General features: G+C 50.0%; 19 protein-coding genes and 1 tRNA gene. 17 read left to right on the forward strand and 3 right to left on the reverse strand.

Going from position 1 to position 21,098, the window contains the following annotated elements; genetic code table 11:
• The 4 genes from ACCI51_RS18710 to ACCI51_RS18725 form a co-directional block, all read left to right on the forward strand.
• On the forward strand, window positions 1–461 hold a 461-nt coding region (locus ACCI51_RS18710), incomplete at its 5' end, for an IS3 family transposase (RefSeq protein WP_371844957.1).
• A 59-nt stretch (window positions 462–520) separates the two neighbouring features.
• Window positions 521–823, forward strand: coding sequence for a CPCC family cysteine-rich protein (locus tag ACCI51_RS18715; RefSeq protein ID WP_299588802.1), 303 nt, complete (start codon window positions 521–523; stop codon window positions 821–823).
• Between the two features lie 1,136 nt (window positions 824–1,959).
• The gene (locus ACCI51_RS18720; protein ID WP_371844959.1) at window positions 1,960–3,459 is read left to right on the forward strand and encodes a vanadium-dependent haloperoxidase; all 1,500 of its coding nucleotides are present in this window, start codon (window positions 1,960–1,962) and stop codon (window positions 3,457–3,459) included.
• Window positions 3,460–4,583: 1,124 nt separating this feature from the next.
• A complete protein-coding gene (locus ACCI51_RS18725; protein ID WP_371844961.1) occupies window positions 4,584–5,354 on the forward strand; it encodes a TSUP family transporter in 771 nt (256 codons plus the stop codon).
• 57 nt (window positions 5,355–5,411) lie between these two features.
• Here ACCI51_RS18725 and ACCI51_RS18730 read toward each other — a convergent pair whose 3' ends face one another.
• Window positions 5,412–6,035, reverse strand: coding sequence for a tRNA-uridine aminocarboxypropyltransferase (locus ACCI51_RS18730; protein WP_299588791.1), 624 nt, complete (start codon window positions 6,033–6,035; stop codon window positions 5,412–5,414).
• A 27-nt stretch (window positions 6,036–6,062) separates the two neighbouring features.
• On the opposite strand from ACCI51_RS18730, the gene ACCI51_RS18735 reads away from it, so the two are divergent.
• Window positions 6,063–6,500 carry a GNAT family N-acetyltransferase gene (locus tag ACCI51_RS18735; RefSeq protein ID WP_299588787.1) on the forward strand — a complete coding sequence of 146 codons (438 nt, stop codon included), beginning with the start codon at window positions 6,063–6,065 and terminating at the stop codon, window positions 6,498–6,500.
• A 903-nt stretch (window positions 6,501–7,403) separates the two neighbouring features.
• Here the strand turns inward: ACCI51_RS18735 and ACCI51_RS18740 are convergent.
• Both ACCI51_RS18740 and ACCI51_RS18745 read right to left on the reverse strand, forming a co-directional pair.
• Window positions 7,404–8,435: a LamG domain-containing protein gene (locus ACCI51_RS18740; RefSeq protein ID WP_299588784.1), complete on the reverse strand. Its 1,032-nt coding sequence runs from the start codon at window positions 8,433–8,435 to the stop codon at window positions 7,404–7,406.
• Window positions 8,436–8,516: 81 nt separating this feature from the next.
• The gene (locus ACCI51_RS18745) at window positions 8,517–8,867 is read right to left on the reverse strand and encodes a glycoside hydrolase family 16 protein (protein ID WP_371844962.1); all 351 of its coding nucleotides are present in this window, start codon (window positions 8,865–8,867) and stop codon (window positions 8,517–8,519) included.
• A 646-nt stretch (window positions 8,868–9,513) separates the two neighbouring features.
• Here ACCI51_RS18745 and ACCI51_RS18750 point away from each other — a divergent pair.
• From ACCI51_RS18750 to ACCI51_RS18805, 12 genes are all read left to right on the forward strand, one after another.
• Window positions 9,514–10,161, forward strand: a complete 648-nt coding sequence (locus ACCI51_RS18750) for a CinA family protein (protein WP_299588778.1) — start codon at window positions 9,514–9,516, stop codon at window positions 10,159–10,161.
• 174 nt (window positions 10,162–10,335) lie between these two features.
• On the forward strand, window positions 10,336–11,370 hold the full coding sequence (gene recA, locus ACCI51_RS18755) for a recombinase RecA (protein WP_299588774.1): 1,035 nt from the start codon (window positions 10,336–10,338) through the stop codon (window positions 11,368–11,370).
• Window positions 11,371–11,856 (forward strand): regulatory protein RecX, encoded by a 486-nt coding sequence (locus ACCI51_RS18760; RefSeq protein WP_371844963.1) that lies wholly within the window; start codon window positions 11,371–11,373, stop codon window positions 11,854–11,856. It abuts the gene before it with no gap.
• A gap of 98 nt (window positions 11,857–11,954) precedes the next feature.
• Complete coding sequence (gene glpK, locus ACCI51_RS18765) at window positions 11,955–13,433, forward strand: glycerol kinase GlpK (RefSeq protein ID WP_371844964.1); 1,479 nt, start codon at window positions 11,955–11,957, stop codon at window positions 13,431–13,433.
• A 48-nt stretch (window positions 13,434–13,481) separates the two neighbouring features.
• Complete coding sequence (locus ACCI51_RS18770) at window positions 13,482–14,501, forward strand: class I fructose-bisphosphate aldolase (protein WP_371844965.1); 1,020 nt, start codon at window positions 13,482–13,484, stop codon at window positions 14,499–14,501.
• Between the two features lie 37 nt (window positions 14,502–14,538).
• Window positions 14,539–15,378, forward strand: coding sequence for an alpha/beta hydrolase (locus ACCI51_RS18775; protein ID WP_299588762.1), 840 nt, complete (start codon window positions 14,539–14,541; stop codon window positions 15,376–15,378).
• A 132-nt stretch (window positions 15,379–15,510) separates the two neighbouring features.
• Window positions 15,511–15,696, forward strand: a complete 186-nt coding sequence (locus ACCI51_RS18780; RefSeq protein WP_299588759.1) for a Trm112 family protein — start codon at window positions 15,511–15,513, stop codon at window positions 15,694–15,696.
• Window positions 15,697–15,700: 4 nt separating this feature from the next.
• Entirely contained in the window at window positions 15,701–16,048 is a 348-nt protein-coding gene (locus ACCI51_RS18785; protein WP_299588756.1) for a histidine triad nucleotide-binding protein, read from the forward strand.
• Between the two features lie 71 nt (window positions 16,049–16,119).
• A complete protein-coding gene (gene alaS / locus ACCI51_RS18790) occupies window positions 16,120–18,732 on the forward strand; it encodes an alanine--tRNA ligase (RefSeq protein WP_371844967.1) in 2,613 nt (870 codons plus the stop codon).
• Between the two features lie 129 nt (window positions 18,733–18,861).
• Entirely contained in the window at window positions 18,862–20,085 is a 1,224-nt protein-coding gene (locus tag ACCI51_RS18795) for an aspartate kinase (RefSeq protein ID WP_299588752.1), read from the forward strand.
• Between the two features lie 238 nt (window positions 20,086–20,323).
• Window positions 20,324–20,518: a carbon storage regulator CsrA gene (gene csrA, locus ACCI51_RS18800; protein ID WP_091391203.1), complete on the forward strand. Its 195-nt coding sequence runs from the start codon at window positions 20,324–20,326 to the stop codon at window positions 20,516–20,518.
• A 282-nt stretch (window positions 20,519–20,800) separates the two neighbouring features.
• Window positions 20,801–20,890: transfer RNA gene (locus ACCI51_RS18805), tRNA-Ser, on the forward strand.
• The last annotated feature ends 208 nt before the right edge of the window (window positions 20,891–21,098 follow it).

Genomic DNA, 21,098 nt, shown 5'->3' on the forward strand with positions numbered 1-21,098 from the left:
ACATTACGTATATCTGGGTTCTGGAGCGGTGGTTGTACCTCGCGGTAGTTATGGATCTGTACTCTCATCGTATTGTAGGTTGGGCATTCGACTCCCAGATGACCGATGAATTGACACGTCGAGCATTGAAAATGGCTCTAGAGCGACGACAAATAAAGCCTGGACTAATAGTTCACTCTGACAGGGGGGGGCAATATCGTTCGCAGAAATACCAGGATCTCTTGTCCGAAAGCAAGTACAAGCCGAGTATGAGTCGCCAAGCTAACTGTTGGGATATTGCGGCAATGGAATCATTCTTTAGCAGGCTAAACGTCGAGCTGGTCTATGCCGGAACATTCGAAAGCGAAGAGCAAGCAAAATCTGAGGTGTTTGAATACATTGAGATTTTCTACAATAGGGTTCGAAGGCACTCTGCATTGGGCTATGTTAGTCCAGCAGAATACGAACGAAACTACGCATAGTTAGAGGGCCTTCTTTTTGTGGGCAAGACCAACGTTGAGGGTATACATAGAGAGTGCCAATGAAATTAGCTGAATATGAAATAGGCTCTCAACTAGTCCAATGTGGATGCTGTGACTATTATTCCCTGGTCGAGCGTGGGAAATGTCTGATTTGTCCAGTATGCTACTGGGAGGATGATTATGATTGCACAAATGAAAATGGGCTGGTATTGGATATAAAGTCCGACCTTAATAATGATTTTACATTAGTTGAAGCTAGAGAGAATTTTAAGCGCTACGGGGCTTGGCTGGAAAAGTTTAGTGGAATTGTTCTAAGCGAAGAAGAAAGAAAAAATTTAAAGTATGAGCAGAGAAACGTATAACAAGCACAGGCAAGATCGCAAATACTTCGTATTTACTGGACCTCCGCCGCTTTACGGCTCCGGTCCGTGTTGTGGGCGTTAAATTGCATAAGCTTACCTTCAGCGAATAAAAATTCCACTATAGGAACATACGCTGTAGGGTCTAATTCTTCCGGACACTTTGCTTGGTAGTTTTACCATCTTAGCGAAGTGTCCGGAAGTATTGGACCAACACAATATTAGCTGTCTCAGCTTTATGGTCTGCACAGATGAAATTCAGCTCGTGTCTTCCTTTGTATTGAGTGAGTACTCTTTTTAGTTCATAGGTTAAAGTTGTTTAATGGTGTTTTTGATGCCATTGCCATTACTGGGGGCACTAAATAACTGGTCGACAGCTCTCACTAAGACATGGATTTATTTCTGCTTCTATCGATTCCTATATTGATCTCTTGAAGCCCCATAAGATAAGCTGTCACCGCTTTTCTACTTTTGATTGTGGTCCAATATGGCTGTTTGAATTATATCTCACGAGTGCCTGTCACATTTCTACTTATTAATTTTCTTTATGGGGCAATAATGTATGAATGCTTGCAGGCAAGATCTTCGGTGACCACCGAAGGAGGGTCTCAATTTACCCACGTAAGAAAAGGATTTCCAATCTCAGTATCAGACAAAAATAGTCATACAAGACAATACTGCCAAAACTTTGTGTGTTGCCTTTTATTTAAAAAGAATACACAAGAAGCCACCATCTCATTTTGGTCGAAAATTACGACGTTAGGTTTAGGTGTGATGCCAAAAAACAAAGATCACCAAGCAAGGTAGAAGCACCTCTCTCTGTTGAGGTTTTGAATGTGGGGCCATCTAAGTTGATGGTTGTTCATGGTTGCGAAGGCATTAGCGGTATTGGTTGCATAACTCTGTTTCTCAGCGAAACCGCTGAGTAGACTCGGCTTACTATGTTCTTTGACTATTTTTTTCTGAGTTCAAAAAAATCAGTAAATATGGAGGTTATGACAATTTCTAAAGAGATGGAGGGCAGCGGATATAGAAGGTTGAATTGGTTTTTGAAGTATTTGTGCGTAGTAATCCTAAAAGGTGTTTGTAGGATCGATGGACCTTAAAAGCATAATGATCAAACATAAAAGGAGATGTCAATGCTAACAAATATAATTTGCAAGAAAGTTGTAAAAGGTATTTTGGGGATTTTATTTATTTCGGTAAGTTGGCAGGCGAAAGCTCTTACGTGTCCACAGCTGGCGAATGTTCCATTACCGCCAAAGTGCAGCTCTGTGGATCTAGGAACTTGTAATGCCGCAGTACAAAATATAATTCCATTAGCAGCATGTGCGATTTTCGAAGTGTCGCCCGCGGCTAATGACGCAACGCTTGTACTTCGTTTTACGACACTGATCACCAACTCTTGGTATGATGCAACAGCGCCTTATCATCCCACCGCTAAAGGAGTCTACTCTGATATTGGGCGGATGCCTCCATCGACAGACAATGGTGAATTAAACATTGCGCTTTCTTATGCATCTCATAAAGTATTAAGTGGTTTGTTTCCGCATTTGATATCTGAGTGGGATGATATGTTGATTGAGTTAGGCCTAGATCCTGACAATATTTCAGAAGATACCACTACACCGATTGGTATAGGAAACTATGCAGGTAGAAAAGTATTGGAGGGGCGCGCTAATGACGGTATGAATCAATTGGGCAATGAGGGCGATCAACTATATCATCGATTGCCTTATGCCGATTATACTAATTTCAAACCAGCCAATACTGCATACAAATTACGTTTTCCCTCTAAGTGGCAACCGGCGGTTTTAATGGATCGCCCAGGGGTATACCGGGTTCAGCAATTCGTCACGCCCCAAATTGCGTTAACCACACCATACAGTTATGAATCGCCGGAAGAATTTACTTCACCAGTACCGTTGAAATCGAAAATTTGGAATTTTCCAAGTTATGTGGCGCAAGTAAATGATGTGTTAAATACGTCTGCTAATTTAACTGATGAGCAGAAAATGAAAGCTGAATTGTTTGACATGAAAATATTCAGCTTAGGTTTTGCTGCTGTATTCGCGTCGGAATCCCAGGGTTTATCATTAATGGATTTTATTCATTATGATTTCTTAACTAATATGGCTGCCTTTGACACAGCGATTACTATTTGGAAAGAGAAGCGTCGTCATAATTCCGTGCGGCCTTTTTCCGCTGTTCGATATATTTATAAAGACGCACCTGTTACTGCTTGGGGTGGAGTAGGTAAGGGAACGGTAAGCGATTTGCCTGCCAGCCAGTGGACGAGCTATTTACCGGTTGCTGATCACCCAGAATATCCGTCGGCATCTGCGAGTTTTTGTGCGGCACATGCAGAAACAAGTCGTCTCTTTTTGCCTCAAGGGGACATTTTAGGATATACGGTACCCGCGCTTACAGGAAGCTCTCAGATTGAACCTGGGATAACGCCACAAACTGATTTGTATTTGAATTTCCCAACTTGGTCATCATTTGAAGAGGACTGTGGTAACAGCCGTGTTTGGGCTGGTGTACACTTTGAACCTTCAGTGCCGGCAGGCCAGGCGATAGGCCACCAAATTGCTCACCGTGCTTATCAATTTTATCTTTCAAAGGTGGCAGGCCAATAACGGAGACAAATCGTTACGGAGGATATATTCACCAATCAATTTGGTGGATATATCCTCTATTCCGTTTGTAGTACAGAGGTTTTTATTCCAGAATATCTATATTTTTAAAGATGGATTTTTCTTACCTGGAATTTATCCATTTTGTCGGGGTAAGATCGGTTTTTAGGGGGCATGAGTTCTAAATCCTAAGCACAATTTGATGCTCAAGATTGGATCGATAGATGTAGGGATAGATTAATTCTTTCAGAATGTATGCAGCATGTATTTCTATAACGTAATTTGTTGTCGATTTATATGAGTGATGTTCGTTCAGGAAGTCTCAGCATATAGCTCCTTGGCTCTACGGTTAAATAAATAGTGGACTTTCATTTTTTTGAGTTATGCAGGGAAGCAGCAGGTAGTTGCCGAATACATTTGCTGATGTTATTTCTATGTCCGTTATCGATTGACTCACTTTGAACTCAATATCCAGCCAAAAAAATTAGCCTGAGCTATCACTGCTTTATAAAGTCGGGCCGTTTGTGAGATGTTACTGAAAAAGTTAAATTTGTTACATTTCGGAAAGTGTAATTTCTGTCTTTAAATTACAATCTACTCATCAGTATTGAGTCTTATACATTGTGCGGGACGTTAAACTTAAATGCAGGATGCAGGAGTGAATAATGAACATGAGGTGTTAGCAAATCATGATGTTGGGAGGTTGCCGTGCCAGGATTGTTCCGAACAATAAACGCTTGGTATCCGATGGTTGTAATGTGATTTAAATCTATGTTGAGCAATTGATTTCGATCACGGATACTTTTGTGATGCCTAAAGAGGTTGCCGATACAGTCTAGATGCAGGTCTCTAACGGGAGCCACCTGAAAGAATATGGGGTGCCTCTGCTCCTGGATAATATTTAACCATACAGCTGCATCACTTAGAAAATGACTAGTATTTTACCTGTTTGACATTTGGCTCTTTTATCAGTTTATTTGGTGTATCATTCAGGTGTAATTCGGCTCAAGGGCTTGTGGTACTTATTGAATATCTATTTCGAATGATGGCCCGCTTTGATGATAATGCTTCTTTTGTGGGTTAAAGTGGCTACTTGAAATTAAGGTATCCAATGGACTGGAGCACTGGTGCAAATCGAAATAATTATAATAGGCCTTTTATTGGTTTTGTCAGCAGCTGCTATTCATGGAGCATTGGGTGTGGGGTTTCCTATGCTCGCAACGCCTGTACTTGCGCTGGTTTACGATTTAAAAGTTGCGATTACCTTCACAATAGTGCCATCGTTTCTGGCAATACTTTTTAGCTTGTATCAGTGCCGGAATTACAGTGTTGACTTAAAAGAACACTACCTACTAATAGCGGTCGTCTCTCTGGGGAGTCTGTCGGGCGCGTGGCTGCTTACTTGGGCCAATGCGAGTGTTTTAAAACTGCTTTTGGCTGGCGCGATATTATTATATTTATTATCTGGTTTTCTACGAAAATATCTGTGTTTGCTGTCGTCTAGGCCAGTGGCGTTCCCTGTGCTTATGGGGGCTTCGGCGGGTTTAATAGGGGGTGCTACTAATGCAATTGCGCCACTATTAATGATCTATTTGCTTGAAAGGGTTAGGTCAACAAAGGAAATCATCCTTGTGGCTAATATCTGTTTCTTGATTGGGAAATTAATGCAACTTGCGGTGTTTTCTCTTTTTTTTACTTTCGAGGATTTACAATTAGTGCCTCTGTCTATGATCACACTTGTTACCTATATAGGCTTGCTTGCAGGGTTTAAGTTTCAATCAACAATAGATGAGTATTGGTATCGTTCAATTATTCGATATGCTTTGTCGATTTTTATGTGTATTTTAACTTACCAAGGGGTGATAAGCCTGTTCTTCTCAGGTGTAAGTGTGGCTTAGTACTTTTATGAGTATTCTGAAGGGCGCTGTGTGGTTTGCCGCGAGCTTGTTGGCTGATCAAATGCGAATAGCTGCTTTAGTTTTTTTCCGGTAATTCAATTGCTGTAAGGCCACCATTTTCTCAAAGGGCTTGAGTAGTTGTAAAAAATCCCTATTGTTCTCAAGTATCAACATCGCTTTGGTAATACTTTCAATGGTTGAGAGTCCGTTGGAGATAGAGGTTTTGCGAATGGAGTAGTTTGATTCCAGGCTGTCGCCCAGATTAACCCTGGGAATTTTTTGTAGGCTGGGATTTAAGTGAAGAATCTTCTTTGATTTTTTCCATGTGGCATCTATGACGATCAGCTGTTCAACCATCAAATACTGGCTGTCAGTATTATCACTTACATACCGATTTCCATCTAACTGGATACTGTCAGGCAGCCATGCCAAAGAGGGGTAGAGAAGAGCTGAGGGCTTGCTTAGCAGAGTGTTTAACTGATCACTAGTGAGTGTCTCCGTGATTATCATCTCACTGTTATCCAGACACAAATGCGTCATACGACCGGTATTAAACGGGTGCTTCTCTTCTTGTGGGTGCTGTATGATCACTACCTTCACAGTGTTGGCCAGATTCACCAGTGCGCTGCAGTAACAGACGTTAGGTGGGCGCAGGCAGGTATTACAGGTCTCTCTGGGCATTTCTCTATTACAGGTTTCGGTGGATTCATGGCGGTCATACAGCCTTCTTATAGCCCTCAATGGCTGACGGATATCGAAATTCCGCTGGCGAACAAATTTTACCGCATGCACGGATTCCGTGGCAAAGCCAAGCGACACGAGGACTGTGCAGTGGTGCGCAGCGAACAGAGCGAAGTGGTGGGCTGTGGTTATATAAGGAGGTACGAAGCTTTTAAATTGCTGTCGGGGGTTGCGGTGGCTCCAGATCACCAGGGGCGGGGAGTTGCGAGGGCGTTGCTGGTACTCCTTGCCGAGCGCTTTGACCGGGATACCTATACCTTTCCCTATGCGCATTTAGAGCCTTTCTATTTATCTCTGGGTTTTGAGCGGGTGGGAGCTGAGGTGTTGGCCGAGCCGGTTGGAAACTTGTTTCACAGCTACTTGAAGCAGGGCCGCTCAATTTTGGCGATGGTCTTTCGGGGATAGATTTAGTGATTGGATATTCCTATAAGTCAATCTATCTTGGGAATTTTTACCAGTAATGTCACTCAAATTACTGGGATATAGGATATTTCCCCGTCCTTCTCTTGGCTACTGAATAGGCACCAGCATTCTGATCTGGTACCTGGTTCATTTAGAAGTGGCTGATTTCTCAGATAACATTTCCTGTGTGTCTGTGTCTGTGTCTGTGTCTGTGTCTGTGTCTGTGTCTGTGTCTGTGTCTGGCTCCGCACATTTTAGGCGTTCATCGGAGGCGTTGATAGGGGTTGGTTTTCTTATTCGCGCTATCACACAAGAGGAACCATTGTGGTCCAGATGATTGAGTCGCTATTTCCCTATACGGTCTAGGCGGTATTGTGACTTCCTAGTCGATAGAGTGTGTGCTTGGTGGTTCGGTTTTGCGGCTCTCTGCTCCATCATAATCTTGCCTGCTTCTGGATTCATCCCAGGCGTCTTCCCTGGTATCGCTATCATGATTGATACTGTCCCAGAATCGTCGATATTGTCGATTGTGATACCGCAGGTCTCTTCAGCACCACTGAATAGCCAGACCCGCTGAGCGGTCCTCGATAAATCCACTTGATCAATCTAAGTATTTTGCGTTGGTTATCTGCCTATAAGGTTGGCGAAATGAAGGTTCTGAATACAAGTGGTTGGAGGCCTTTGCGCTCAATAGAAGATCATCAAATTAATGGCGAGTTTTGGGGGGATTCCTTTTGTTACGGGGGCTGCCTCTGCTGGCCGAGATACATACGGCTGGCTTGGTCAATACAAAGACTTATTGATTCTTTTGTCGACGAATTAATACAGCTAGAAGCGCTAATATAGACGGCTATGATATAGAGGAATATTTATCTCTTTCATTGCCGGATGATTAACTTTCTGGGATCAGTTATCGCTCTTAAGTGGAGTGTTTGGGGCGCCTCTTGGGTGTTTATGTTCTTTGTGGCATTTGTGTCGGGGATGCTGAGAATGATCGTTATGTGAATTGCTGGAAAAGTAAATATTGTCGATTTCGATTTCGCTGATATCACCCCCTGCACCCAACAATTCGAATAATTGGAGTACATTCGACATGTCGACCTCATCGCTGAAATCTCGAACGGGGATGGATGTCGGATGCCATTCACTGTCGCGTTCTAAGCCGCATTCCTCATCACCATGGACCAGGTCGACCCAGGTACCATTCCCGCTGCCGGTGCTCGCAATACCAATGCCGATGGTTTCTATACTCGTAGTGTTAATACGCAAATTCAGGAGGCCATTCTGGTAGTATATCAAGTTGAGGTCATAGTGCATCGAAAAGACCATACCAAACCAATCGCTGGCACCAATATTAAATGTCAACGCATCACTATCTTTGGTACTTACGGCACCCTCCATGTTATTCCAAATATAGAGTTCGGTATCTGTACCGAGCTCCAGGGATTCGGTGACATCTCCTTCTTTGCCGTAGAGACCGGGGTTGTCAGATTTTGCGCTCTCCTCGGCCAGAGTGAGTTCGGTGCTGTAATCGCTGGCGTCGTTGTCGTAGATACGCACGTAGTCCACATACATTTTGGCCGGCATGAGTGCGGTAATTTCTTCATGAGTGAATATCTGTGGGAAAATACCACCAACGGCTAGGTTGAGAATTAGGAAGTGGTTCTGACGAAATTCGTCAAAAGTTGGATCCCCACTGTCAATACGAATGACTTTATTAGCCTCGCTATCCACCCACATCGCGATCCACTTGGGGGTCCAAGTCATACCGAAGATATGATAGTCCTCAGTTAAGTCGTGGCTGAATTCAAAATTCTCAATCAGGTGCTTGCTCTGGTCGTAGTCTGCCTGCCCGGTGTATTCATCGGACTCATGGTGCCAGTGAAAGGCACCGGAGACGGCCGAATTTGCACTGCCACTGCTTAGCGCTTCAGCCATGCCGGCTTCCAGGGTATCCAAATCGCCACAGGCAGGCCAACCGGCCTGGCCATAATTACTGCCGAGTTGCCTAAAGGCGGGTCAGAGGCCGGTGTCGAGGTCGGGTAGTTTGATGCGAGCTTCGATGGTGCCGTATTTGTACGAGAGCCGCCCCAATGTTTTCAGGCGTGCGGATGAGAAGCTACCATCTGTGTTGCGCAGTGCCTGGATAACTAGGTTGCCATTTTCAATGTAGGCATTCGTGTTGTCATCGGTGTAATTTTGTAATTCGTTATTGCCCCAGCCCGAGTTGCCGACATCGTAGGTCCAGACGGATCTATTGATACCTACACCGCCGAAATTGTCTTGCCAGACTTGTGTTTTTGCTGTGGTTGATAGGGGCGCGCAGGCCGTGACAATAGTGAATAGCATCACTGATTTCTTAAGATGCATAGTTTTCTTTCTTGGTTGATTTTAATAAAAAATGCCATTTTAAGGGAGTTCTATTTTTTATTCGGTATTGTGTTGTTGTGGGTTTCGTGGATTCGGTAGGGCCGTTTTTTTAAATCGAAAATTGCATTTTTTAGTACCAATCAAAGCCTAACAAATACGTGGTTGTATTGGGGCGACAGCGCAACCCCTTTGTCGTACAGTCGGTCCTGCTTGTGGTATAGGGGCGGAGAGGCTATTTCCAGTGAGTCATGAGTAAACTGATTTATGGAGAGCTAAAGGGGGTGAGGTAGAGAGATAAATGACAATATTGGTTTTCGATATGGTGTATGGCTCGGGAAAAATTAATTATTTGGGCGTGGTGGAAGGTCGCATATTGAAGCGAATAAAATGAACTTGCTTCGCAAGGGTTTTCTTATTTTGAACTCTGGAAAAATAGAAATGATCAGCTAGGCTCAGCTTTGGTATTTAGGCTGGGATTGGTGTGGTTGGACAGCAAGTAAAAAATACCTTTCCCCTAGGTGCCTTCTGGAAGCATGCTTGCGATCTTTCTGGGGGGGCATAGGGTCCCACGAGAAGGTGAAAGGGGCTTTCTCTGTTCGTCTTTTCAGCTTGGGGTCGGATAGAGGGCTGAGCAGGTGTAAATGTTGTGTCATCGCCGCGTATCCAAATACTATTCTCCCTGGGGGAGGGGCTCGTTCGATCGACTTTAAAAAAAGGGGCCGTGTCCGAGCAGCCCTGGTGGAGGCTGGCCCAGAGAGATAACTGGTGGGGAGAGAAAATGTTTGATCATGGCGAGATATCTACATTGGCGCAGCGGCTTGGTGATGAGTTGGGAAAGCGCGCTTGGTTTGTGACTTCGGCAGAATCCTGCACCGGCGGAGCAATTGCCGCGGCAATCACTTCCATCCCCGGTGCGTCCAATTGGTTTGATGGCTCTATTGTCAGTTATGCCGATCGCATCAAACACAGCGTATTGGGGGTGGATGCGAAAGACCTGAAGCTTTTTGGTGCGGTCAGTGAGCCGGTGGCTCGTCAGATGGCCTGTGGGGTGTTGGCCATGATGGATGCCAATCTGTCTGTTGCGGTAAGTGGTATCGCCGGCCCTGATGGCGGCAGCGAGGAGAAGCCGGTCGGCACCGTGTGGATAGCTTGGGCCCATGCGGAGGGGCAGGAGCCGGTCCAGATCGATGCTCAATGTTTCCACTTTCAGGGGGAGCGCACCTCGGTACAGGCGCAAACAGTGATGGAAGCGATCAAGGGTATGCTAGCAATTCTGGACGAGCATCCCGTCTAAGACCGTCTGCCCGGTCAGCTTGTGCTTGTGGGGGTGGGATTGCGCTGGGCAGAGGTCGGCGAAATTCTACTGGGTTGATTGGTACTGGTCGTGCCGGAATTACTGGTTGCCTATACAGTAATCCTTCGATAAGCTTGCCACCACTCAACACAGCTCAGAAATACGGGAATGGTCATGGATTCCAATAAAGACAAGGCTTTGAAGGCGGCGCTGTCGCAGATCGAGCGCCAGTTTGGCAAGGGCACAGTGATGCGTATGGGGGATAAGGAGCGCGTGCGTATCCCCTCGATCTCTACCGGTTCCCTCGGCCTGGATGTTGCCCTCGGCATCGGCGGTCTGCCACGCGGCCGTATTGTCGAGATCTACGGTCCGGAATCCTCAGGTAAAACGACCCTGACCCTGCAAGTGATCGCCGAGGCTCAGCGCAAAGGTGGCACCTGCGCTTTCGTGGATGCGGAACACGCCTTAGACCCTATCTATGCCGAGAAACTGGGCGTGAATGTGGATGAGCTGATTGTTTCCCAGCCGGACACCGGTGAGCAGGCCCTGGAAGTGGCGGATATGCTGGTGCGCTCTGGCGCTGTAGATGTATTAGTGGTGGATTCTGTGGCGGCCCTGACCCCGCGCGCTGAGATCGAAGGAGAGATGGGAGATTCCCACGTTGGCTTGCAGGCCCGCCTTATGTCCCAGGCTCTGCGCAAGCTGACCGGTAACATTAAGAACACCAACACGCTGGCGATCTTTATCAACCAGATCCGTATGAAGATCGGTGTGATGTTTGGCTCTCCGGAGACTACCACCGGTGGTAATGCCCTTAAGTTCTACTCCTCTGTGCGCCTGGATATCCGCCGTATCGGTGCTGTAAAGGATGGCGACGAGACGGTGGGTAACGAGACCCGCGTTAAAGTCGTAAAGAACAAAGTGGCCCCCCCATTTAAGCAGGCCGAGTTTCAGATCATGTACGGCGAAGGTATCAATGTGATCGGCGAGATCGTCGATTATGGTGTGAAGATGGGCTTGGTTGATAAAGCTGGTGCCTGGTACAGCTACAAAGGCGACAAAATTGGCCAGGGCAAGGCCAATGCTACCAAGTTTCTACGAGAGAACCCGGATCTCCGCAATGAGATTGAAGGGCAGTTGCGCGAGCAACTACTGGGTGACCTCACTCCAGCCAGCCCGGAAGTGGCTGTGGAACTGCCGGAAGAGTAAGTGTCTTTTTCCAGGGCGGAGTCCTCCGCCGATCCGGCTCAAGCGCTCTTCGGTGCGGCGCTTGAGTTACTTACCCGCCGCGAACACTCCCAACTCGAACTGAGGCGGAAGCTGGCGGGTAAGTTCTCCGATGCCGATTTCGAAGCGCTGTTCGAGCGCCTGCAAGATCTCAACTACCAGTCCGACCAGCGTTTTGCGGAAGTCTTTGCGCGCTCTCGTGTCCTGCGTGGTCAGGGACCGGTGCGTATTCGCCAGGAACTGCAGCAACGAGGGATTACCAGTGAGCTTCTATCTCACACCCTTGAGAGGCTAGAGGTTGACTGGTTTGCCTTGGCGCAGGAGCAATTGCAGCGCAAATATCACTCGCCAATCAATATGGCACTGCCGCGGGATCAGCAGGCAAAAGAGCGCGCACGTCGCCAGCGCTATTTGGCCTATCGCGGTTTCCCCTCCGATGCCATCCGTTGGGCTCTGGACGAAAAGTAACCGGGCTTATACCCTCATCCATGTCTGAGTTGTGGAGTCCGTTCCGCCGACTCGGGTAACACGATGGTGAGAGAAAAATAATAAGCGCGAGAAACTTTATGATCCTGTCTATTGACCAGGGCACCACAGGCACTACGGCCTTTATTTTCGATAGTAGTGGTGCGCTGGTGGGCCGCAGCTATTCGGAAATTCCCAATTACTACCCCGAGCCCGGCTGGGTTGAGCAAGATGCCGAAGAGATTTGGCGGGTCACCCAGCGCGTATGCGCTGCGGCGCTTCAGCGCGCCGGTATCCGCGCGGCCGATATCAAGGCGGTGGGTATTACCAACCAGAGAGAAACCACGGTTCTGTGGGATCGGCATACGGGTGAACCGGTACACCGGGCGATTGTCTGGCAGTGTCGGCGTTCGGCAGATATCTGTGAAAAATTTGCCGCAGAGGGGAAGTCTGAGTGGTTGCGGGAGCACAGTGGGCTGTTATTGGACGCCTACTTTTCTGCAAGCAAGTTATTGTGGATGTTTCGCGAGCAGCCGGATCTCCTGGCCCGCGCCCGTAGGGGAGAGCTATGTTTTGGCACGATAGACAGCTGGTTAATCTGGAGAATGAGTGGCGCACGCGCACACCTGACCGACCACAGCAATGCCAGCCGCACCTTGCTCTATAACCTGGAACAGCAGAACTGGGACCCGGAACTTCTGGCGCTGTTCGAGTGCCCGGAATCTATTTTGCCTGAGATCAGGCCATCGGCTGGCCACTTTACCGATACCGATCCCCAGGCCTTTGTCGGGATCGGTGCTCCGATTTGCGGGGTGGCCGGCGATCAGCAGGCGGCGCTGTTTGGCCAAGGCTGTACGCACCCCGGCGACATAAAAAATACCTACGGTACGGGCTGCTTTATGCTGGCCTATGCTGGCGACAAGCGGCCCGAGCCGCCCCGTGGGTTACTTGCCACTATTGCCTGTGACGCGCATGGCGCGCCTGCCTATGCGGTTGAGGGTTCGGTTTTTACGGCGGGCTCTGCGATACAGTGGTTGCGCGATGAGATGGGGCTGATCCAGCAGGCGGTTGACTCTGAAATTATCGCGCAGAGCATCCCCCATACCCGGGGTGTCTATTTGGTGCCGGCCTTCAGTGGTTTGGGGGCCCCTCACTGGAATCCTTCGGCGCGGGGTACCTTGTGTGGCCTGAGTCGGGGGGCTGGGCGTGCAGAGGTGGTGCGCGCCACACTCGAATCTATCGCTTATCAAAGTAATGAACTAGTGCGGCTGATGGAAGAGGCGCTGGGGGTTGATATTACCCATATGCGTGTCGATGGCGGCGCCTGTGCGAATAACTTTCTAATGCAATTTCAGGCTGATATTTCTGCCTTGCGCGTGGAGCGTCCCAGACAGGTTGAGTCTACGGCGATAGGTGCAGCGCTGTTGGCGGGCATCGGCAGCGGTATCTGGCATTTTCATCGATTACCGGAGTGCCTGCAGGAGATTGAGCGGGATTTTATGCCGGGGATGCCCGCGGTAAAAAGAGATTCCCTGGTGATGGGCTGGGAGCGGGCCGTTGCGGCCTGCAAGACATTTTGATCGGGACAGCTATCTTTGACTTGGCTTCTGGCACTTGGGGGTGTCTCTATGACGATTTGCGATGAGTTGCAGGCGACGATTGACGCGCTGGTTGATGGGCGTCGTGGGATTCTGGCCGCAGATGAGAGCGGCGCTACTATCGCTAAGCGTTTTTCGGCGGTGGGGCTGGCGTCGACAGAAGAGTGCCGCCGCGATTACCGTGCGGCCTTATTGTCGAGTGAGGGGCTGGGGGACTTTGTCAGTGGGGTGATCCTGTTCGAGGAGACGCTCGGCCAGTGTGATAGTGCTGGTGTGCCACTGCCCGAGCTGGCTGTGGCGCAGGGAATCCTGCCGGGTATTAAAGTCGATAAGGGTAAAGGGCCTCTCCCCGGTGCGCCGGGCGATATGGTGACTTATGGGCTTGATGGTCTTGTGGAGCGATTGCGGGAATACAAGGCGCGGGGCGCGCGATTTGCCAAGTGGCGCGAAGTGTATCCAGTGGGTGCCCACAACCCCACAGCGCTTGGGCTTGCGGCCAATGCGGAAATGCTGGCGCGCTATGCGGCTGTTTGCCAGGCCGAGGGGGTGGTGCCTATCGTTGAGCCGGAAGTCCTTATGGATGGCAACCACAGTATCGAGCGCAGTGCAGGGGTGAATGAACAGGTCTGGCATTCAGTTTTTCATGCCCTCCATCGGCATGGTGTGGTTTTGGAGTTAATACTGCTTAAGCCAAGTATGGTGACTCCGGGGGCAGAATTACCTGGTGCGGAGCCGGAGGAGGTCGCCGAATATACCCTGCGCAGCTTGCGTCGATGCGTGCCTGCTGCTGTGCCCAGCATTAACTTTCTGTCCGGCGGTCAGGGTCCCGAAGAAGCGACAGAGAATCTCAATGCACTCAATCAGCTCAACAACGCCCCCTGGCAGTTAAGTTTTTCCTACGGGCGGGCACTACAGCAGCCCGCGCTGTCGGCGTGGGGAGGCAAGGCAGATAAAGTGGCTGAGGCGCAGAGGGTGTTAGTCAAGCGGGCATGTATGAATCACCTGGCCATGCTGGGTAAGTATCGCGATACCCTTGAGGGTGAGGGCTGAATGAATCCTGAAAAACCAAAAAAAGTGGGGCGTGCCGATGGAATTTGTGACAAGGAATGTAAGCCTGCATTACCGCCGCTGGTGGGTTGAGGGCGCACAGGGGGTGGTGGTGATTTCCCATGGGCTGGGTGAGCACAGCGGCCGCTATAGTGCCCTGGCCGCCCATCTCAACCGGGCTGGATTCAGTGTTTATGTACCTGATCATTACGGCCATGGATTGTCTGAAGGAAAAAGGGGGCACATTGAGGATTTCTCATTCTATTGTGAAGATCTTTATGAGTTCATTTGCCTGGTTAAAAGTGGTAACCCCGGTACGAGCCTGCACTTGTTGGGGCATAGTATGGGCGCGGTGGTTGCCTGTGGCAGTGCCATTCGTTACGGGGCTGTGGACAGTATCATCTTGTCGGCGCCGGGGTTCCGCGGTGCCAGGGAGCCATCGGGTCTGGAATTGAAGTCGGTATTGCTGCTGGCAAAACTGTTTCCGCAGATGGTGCTCTCCAGCAGGATTGACGATCAATGGCTGAGTCGGGATCTGTCCGTGGTTGAAGCTTACCGCGAGGATGAGTTGACTCATCGGGGGGTTTCCCTGCGCTGGTTTGAGACGTTCCTGCGTGAGCGTGAATTTCTTTCCGATAATCTAGAGCGGTTACTGGCCCCTTGCCTGATGCTACTACCGGAATCAGACCGTCTGGTGGATGTTGAGATTAGTCGCGAGTGGTTTGAGCGCATGGGCTCGATGCGTAAAATGCTGCACTGTTTCCCCGAGGCCTATCACGAGCTTTTCAATGAGGTTGAGGAGGGGCGGTTGGCGCGAGATTTACTGCTTGGTCACTTAAATTCGCAAGTGGCGCAGGCGCATCCTGTCGCCTCTGGATAAAAACGCGTGAGTGCCACTCACAGAGCCCAGAAGCTGTGGCGAATGCCGTGAAAAACCCTATGAAGCATTGTATGATACGCGGTCATTTTTGCCCCCTGCATGTTGTGCCAGGGGGAAATAGTGGGGTGAGACATGGATAAGAAGTTACTGAGTCTGTTAGTGTGTCCGGTAAGCAAGGCGCCGCTCGAGTACCATGAAGAGACACAGGAGCTGGTATGCAAAGCCAGCGGTTTAGCCTATCCAATAAAGGATGGGATTCCTGTGATGCTGGAATCCGAAGCGCGTCAGCTGACAGCTGAGGAAAAGCTGGAAAAATAAACCAATGGGTGAACCCAGCGTTTTCTGTCAAATTATCTCGGGCGCGATTTCGGCCGAGAAAATCTACGAGGACGATCTTTGTATCGTTATTGAGGATCGGGCGCCACAAGCCCCGACCCATCTCCTCATTATTCCGCGCAAACCTCTGGTCAATTTGTTCGACGCCAAAAGCGATGACAAAGTCCTGCTCGGCCATCTGATGTGGGTAGCCGCCGAACTGGGCAGAAAGTTGGCGCTAGAGGGGTTTCGACTTGTAGTTAACAATGGTCGGAGCGCGGGACAGACCGTATTTCACCTGCATGTCCATCTGCTGGCTGATCAACACATGCCCGAACAGGGGCTTGCACAGTAGCGGGACAGACGAGGCACCGCGTCATCGGTGCCATTCAATAACTCTCAACTAACGAAGTGGAATTACGCCGGATGAAAAGCGCACAGATTCGCGACGCCTTTCTGAATTACTTTGCCGAACAGGGTCATACCGTGGTGCCGTCGAGCTCTTTGGTGCCGGGCAATGACCCGACCCTGCTGTTCACCAACGCCGGCATGGTGCAATTTAAGGATACCTTTCTCGGCCAGGAGTCTCGCCCCTATAAGCGGGCGGCAAGCTCTCAACGCTGTGTGCGCGCCGGAGGTAAGCACAACGATTTGGAGAATGTCGGTTATACCGCGCGGCACCACACCTTCTTTGAAATGTTGGGTAACTTCAGCTTTGGCGATTACTTTAAGCGAGATGCCATTCGTTTTGCTTGGGATTTCCTCACCAAGGTGTTGAACCTGCCGGAGGAACGTTTGTGGGTAACTGTGCATATCAGTGATGATGAGGCCGCGGATATCTGGCAGAAAGAAGTGGGTGTTAGCCCGGAGCGTTTCTCCCGTCTCGATGAGGACAATTTCTGGCAGATGGGCGATACCGGCCCTTGTGGTCCCAGCTCAGAAATTTTCTATGACCACGGTGAGGACGTACCCGGTGGCCCCCCTGGTTCCGAAAACGATGATCTCGATCGCTATATCGAGATTTGGAACCTGGTATTTATGCAGTACGAGCGCACGGCCGATGGCGAGCTGCACCCGCTGCCCAAACCCTCCGTCGATACTGGTATGGGTCTTGAGCGTATCGCCGCAGTGATGCAGGGCGTGCACTCCAACTATGAAATTGATCTCTTCCAGGCGCTATTGCGAGCGGCCAGCGATATTGTCGGTTGCGATAACCTGGAAGAAAAATCTCTGTGCGTGATTGCAGATCATATCCGCTCCTGCTCTTTCCTTATCGCCGATGGCGTTATGCCTTCAAACGAAGGTCGTGGATTTGTATTGCGCCGAATTATTCGCCGGGCTGTGCGTCACGGACACAAGTTGGGCCATAAAGAAGTATTTTTCTATAAGCTCGTGGGCGCCCTGGCAGTACAGATGGGGGGGGCCTACCCGGAGCTGCGTGAAAAGCAGGCGCTAATCGAAAAGGCTCTGCGCAAAGAGGAAGAGCAATTTGCCAAGACCCTGGATAAGGGCATGGCATTACTGGAGGGCGCACTAGGTTCCCTTGCGGGTAGTGAGATTCCCGGTGAGTTGGTGTTCACCTTGCACGATACTTATGGCTTCCCCACGGACCTGACTCAGGATATTGCCCGCGAGCGCGGTTTATCTTTAGATATGGCCGGCTATGAAGCTGCCATGGAAGCTCAGCGTGAGCGTGCCCGAGCCGCTGGTAAATTTAGGCAGGATTATACCGAGACGCTGGACCTACAGGGGTTTACAGAATTTCTCGGCTATGAAACCACTGAAGCCGAGGGCAAGGTTGTTGCCATCATTAAGGCTGGTGAGCTGGTCGAGCACCTGGACGAGGGTGAAGAAGGGGTAGTGATTTTGGATCGCACACCTTTTTACGCGGAGTCCGGCGGCCAGGTTGGCGACAGTGGTTACTTGATTGCTGGTGCGGGTCGTTTCGAGGTGCGCGATTGCACCAAGCAGGGCGGGCACCACCTGCACACAGGTAAGTTGCTTCAGGGCGTAATTACCGTAGGCGAGCAGCTCACCGCCGAGGTTTCGGCTGCTGTGCGGGAGGCAACGGCCCTCAATCACTCCGCCACTCATTTGTTACATGCGGCCTTGCGTAAAGTGCTCGGTGAGCATGTCACCCAGAAGGGCTCCATGGTGGATTCTGAGCGCTTGCGTTTTGACTTCTCCCATCCGGAAGCGGTTACTACCAAGCAGCTACACGCGATCGAGTCCCTGGTAAACGCGCAAATTCGCGCCAATACATCTGTAGATACCTGCGAAACAGATATCGAATCCGCCAAGGAAATGGGTGCCATGGCACTGTTTGGCGAGAAGTATGGCGATACAGTACGCGTCCTTTCCATGGGGACGGCTGAAGGCGCTGTCTTTTCGGTAGAGCTGTGTGGTGGCACCCATGTACAGCGCACAGGGGATATCGGCCTGCTGCGTATTGTCAGCGAGAGCGGCATTGCCTCCGGCCAGCGCCGTATTGAAGCAGTCACCGGCGCGCATGCGCTGTCCCAGTTCGAGCGCGCTGAACAGCGCCTCGAACATATGGCGGCACTACTCAAGGCGCGCCCCGACACCCTTGTGGAGAAGATGGAACAACTGCTGCTCAACAATCGCAAGCTGGAAAAAGAAGTTGCCCAGCTTAAAACCAAATTGGCGAGCGGCGCTGGTGGCGACCTTACCGCACAGGCGGTGGACATTGCGGGCTTTAAGTTACTGGCGGCCTCTATTGATGGTGCCGATCCCAAATCCCTGCGTGAGCTGGCTGACCAAATGAAGAACAAGTTGGGCAGTGGGGTTGTCTTACTGGCGGCACCGGGTGAAGAGAAAGTTGCACTGGTTGCGGCCGTTACCAAAGACCTTACCGATCGTTTGTCGGCTGGTGACCTGATGCGCTTTGCCGCCGGCAAGATTGGCGGCAAGGGCGGTGGCCGTAGCGATATGGCTCAGGGAGGCGGAACAGATGCCTCTGCTCTGGCGGGTATGTTGCAAGAAGTACCGGCATGGGTTGAGAGCACACTCAAGGGCTGATTTCAATTAAATTGGCGTCATAAATAGTGTGTGAAGTTGATTTCGCCGAAGTTTGGTGATTAAGTGCGCGCCTGCACGATTTCGAGCGGTGCGCGGACTGGGCTTGGAGCTAAGGAAACGCAAAACGTTATGAGTTTGTTCGTGCAGAAATACGGTGGTACTTCCGTGGGCTCCATTGAGCGCATTGAGGCTGTCGCCGACAAGGTTGCCGCATTTCGCGCCAAGGGGCACGGTATGGTTGTGGTGCTTTCCGCCATGAGTGGAGAGACGAACCGTCTGATTGATCTCGCCTATCAGATCCAGGAAAAACCCGACCCCCGCGAACTCGATGTCCTGGTATCCACCGGTGAGCAGGTCACTATCGCACTATTGAGCATGGCTCTGAAGAAGCGAGGCTACGATGCCTGCTCCTATACTGGCGGGCAGGTCAAGATCCTTACGGATAATGCACACACCAAGGCGCGTATCCAGCGCATTGACGTAGAGCGTATGCGCATGGACTTGGACCTCGGCAAAGTGATTGTCGTCGCGGGATTCCAGGGGGTGGATGATGATGGGAATATCACCACCTTGGGGCGTGGCGGCTCAGACACAACGGGAGTGGCCCTCGCAGCCGCGCTCGATGCCACGGAGTGTCAAATTTATACGGATGTTGACGGGGTCTATACCACTGACCCACGGGTGGTGGATAGTGCGCGCCGTATGGATCGGATTACCTTCGAGGAAATGCTGGAAATGGCCAGCCTAGGCTCCAAGGTTCTGCAAATTCGCGCCGTTGAATTTGCCGGTAAGTACAAAGTTCCGTTGCGCGTGCTCTCGACTTTTGAAGAGGGTGAAGGAACCCTGATAAGCCTGGATGAGGAAAATAACGAGATGGAACAGCCTGTCGTATCCGGCATCGCATTCAATCGCGATGAGGCGAAATTAACCATTCGAGGTGTACCGGACACCCCAGGTGTAGCCTGTCGCATCCTCGCACCAGTTGGCAGGGAAAATATCGAAGTAGACGTGATCGTGCAGAATATCAGTGCGGTCGATGGAACTACCGATTTTACTTTTACGGTGCATCGCAATGATTTGAGCAAGGCTCGTGAGGTTTTGGAGCGCGCTTCAGCGGAACTTGGCGCCCGTGAGGTGATCACAGACGACAAGATTGCGAAGGTCTCTATTGTCGGCGTGGGAATGCGTTCCCACGCAAATGTGGCGAGTCGTATGTTTAGTGCGCTGGGTGAAGACAACATCAACATTCAAATGATCACCACCTCTGAGATCAAAATATCGGTGATTATCGATGAGCGCTATCTTGAGCTGGCAGTACGCGCTTTACACAGTGAATTTGAGCTCTCCAAGTGAGAGGGGCGAGAAAAATACTATAACCGGAACGAAGGCGGAAAGAGTCTCCCATTCCGATTCAGTTGCTTGGCATTGCATCCAACCTGTTGAGATTTCGTTCGACTGGTCAATACTGAAGAGTGTGATGGGTAGTTTTTGACCTTTTGTGCACCGCCGCCCGGTTATGATGACCAAATAAGAGCAGCTTTGGGAAACGCCAGCTGCTCTTTATCACAGGATGATCAAGGAGAAGTAGGTAATGTTGATTTTAACCCGCCGAATTGGCGAGACGCTGATGGTTGGCGACAATGTCACGGTTACCGTGCTGGGGGTGAAAGGCAATCAGGTGCGTATTGGCGTGAATGCGCCCAAGGAAGTCGCCGTCCACCGCGAAGAAATTTACCAGCGTATTCAGCGTGAGAAGCAATCCTCTGAGGAGGGTGGCAACGAGTAAATAAATAAATTCAGAAAAGGCCGGCATTCCGGCCTTTTTTATTTTTACTCTGTGCGAGAACCATGCCCCGCATTTGGCGGAAAAGTCTTTTTTTTATACGCCTTGTTTAAAAGGTGTTCACGAAAGTGAAAAAGTACAAAAAGTTATTGATTCCCCATTGATTTTTCCCGAACCGTTGGTATTATGCCGCCCACTTTCAACGAGCAAGCAAATTAGCTTGGTCGGCGGAAAAGACCTCTTTGAGAGGTTGGCTGAAGCTTAATGTTCAGCGAGAAACTTTAAGGTGAGATGGCCGAGTGGCTGAAGGCGCGCCCCTGCTAAGGGCGTATGGGTTAACACTCATCGAGGGTTCGAATCCCTCTCTCACCGCCATACAAAAGGCGATCTCAATGAAAGCCTGAGGCACTTCGAAAAAAACATTTCGAAGTGCTTGCAAAAAGAAGTGTCGACGCTATACTGCGCGCCACTCAAGCAAGGACGGAAACGGCCTTGCAGGGATTCGGAAAGCTCTTTGAGTCACACGGATCGCCGAGAAAAAAGCTGAAAAAAACACTTGATTCAGCGACCAGGATGTGTAAAA

It is taken from the genome of Microbulbifer echini (genome assembly GCF_041447225.1).
GTDB classification, from domain to species: domain Bacteria; phylum Pseudomonadota; class Gammaproteobacteria; order Pseudomonadales; family Cellvibrionaceae; genus Microbulbifer; species Microbulbifer echini.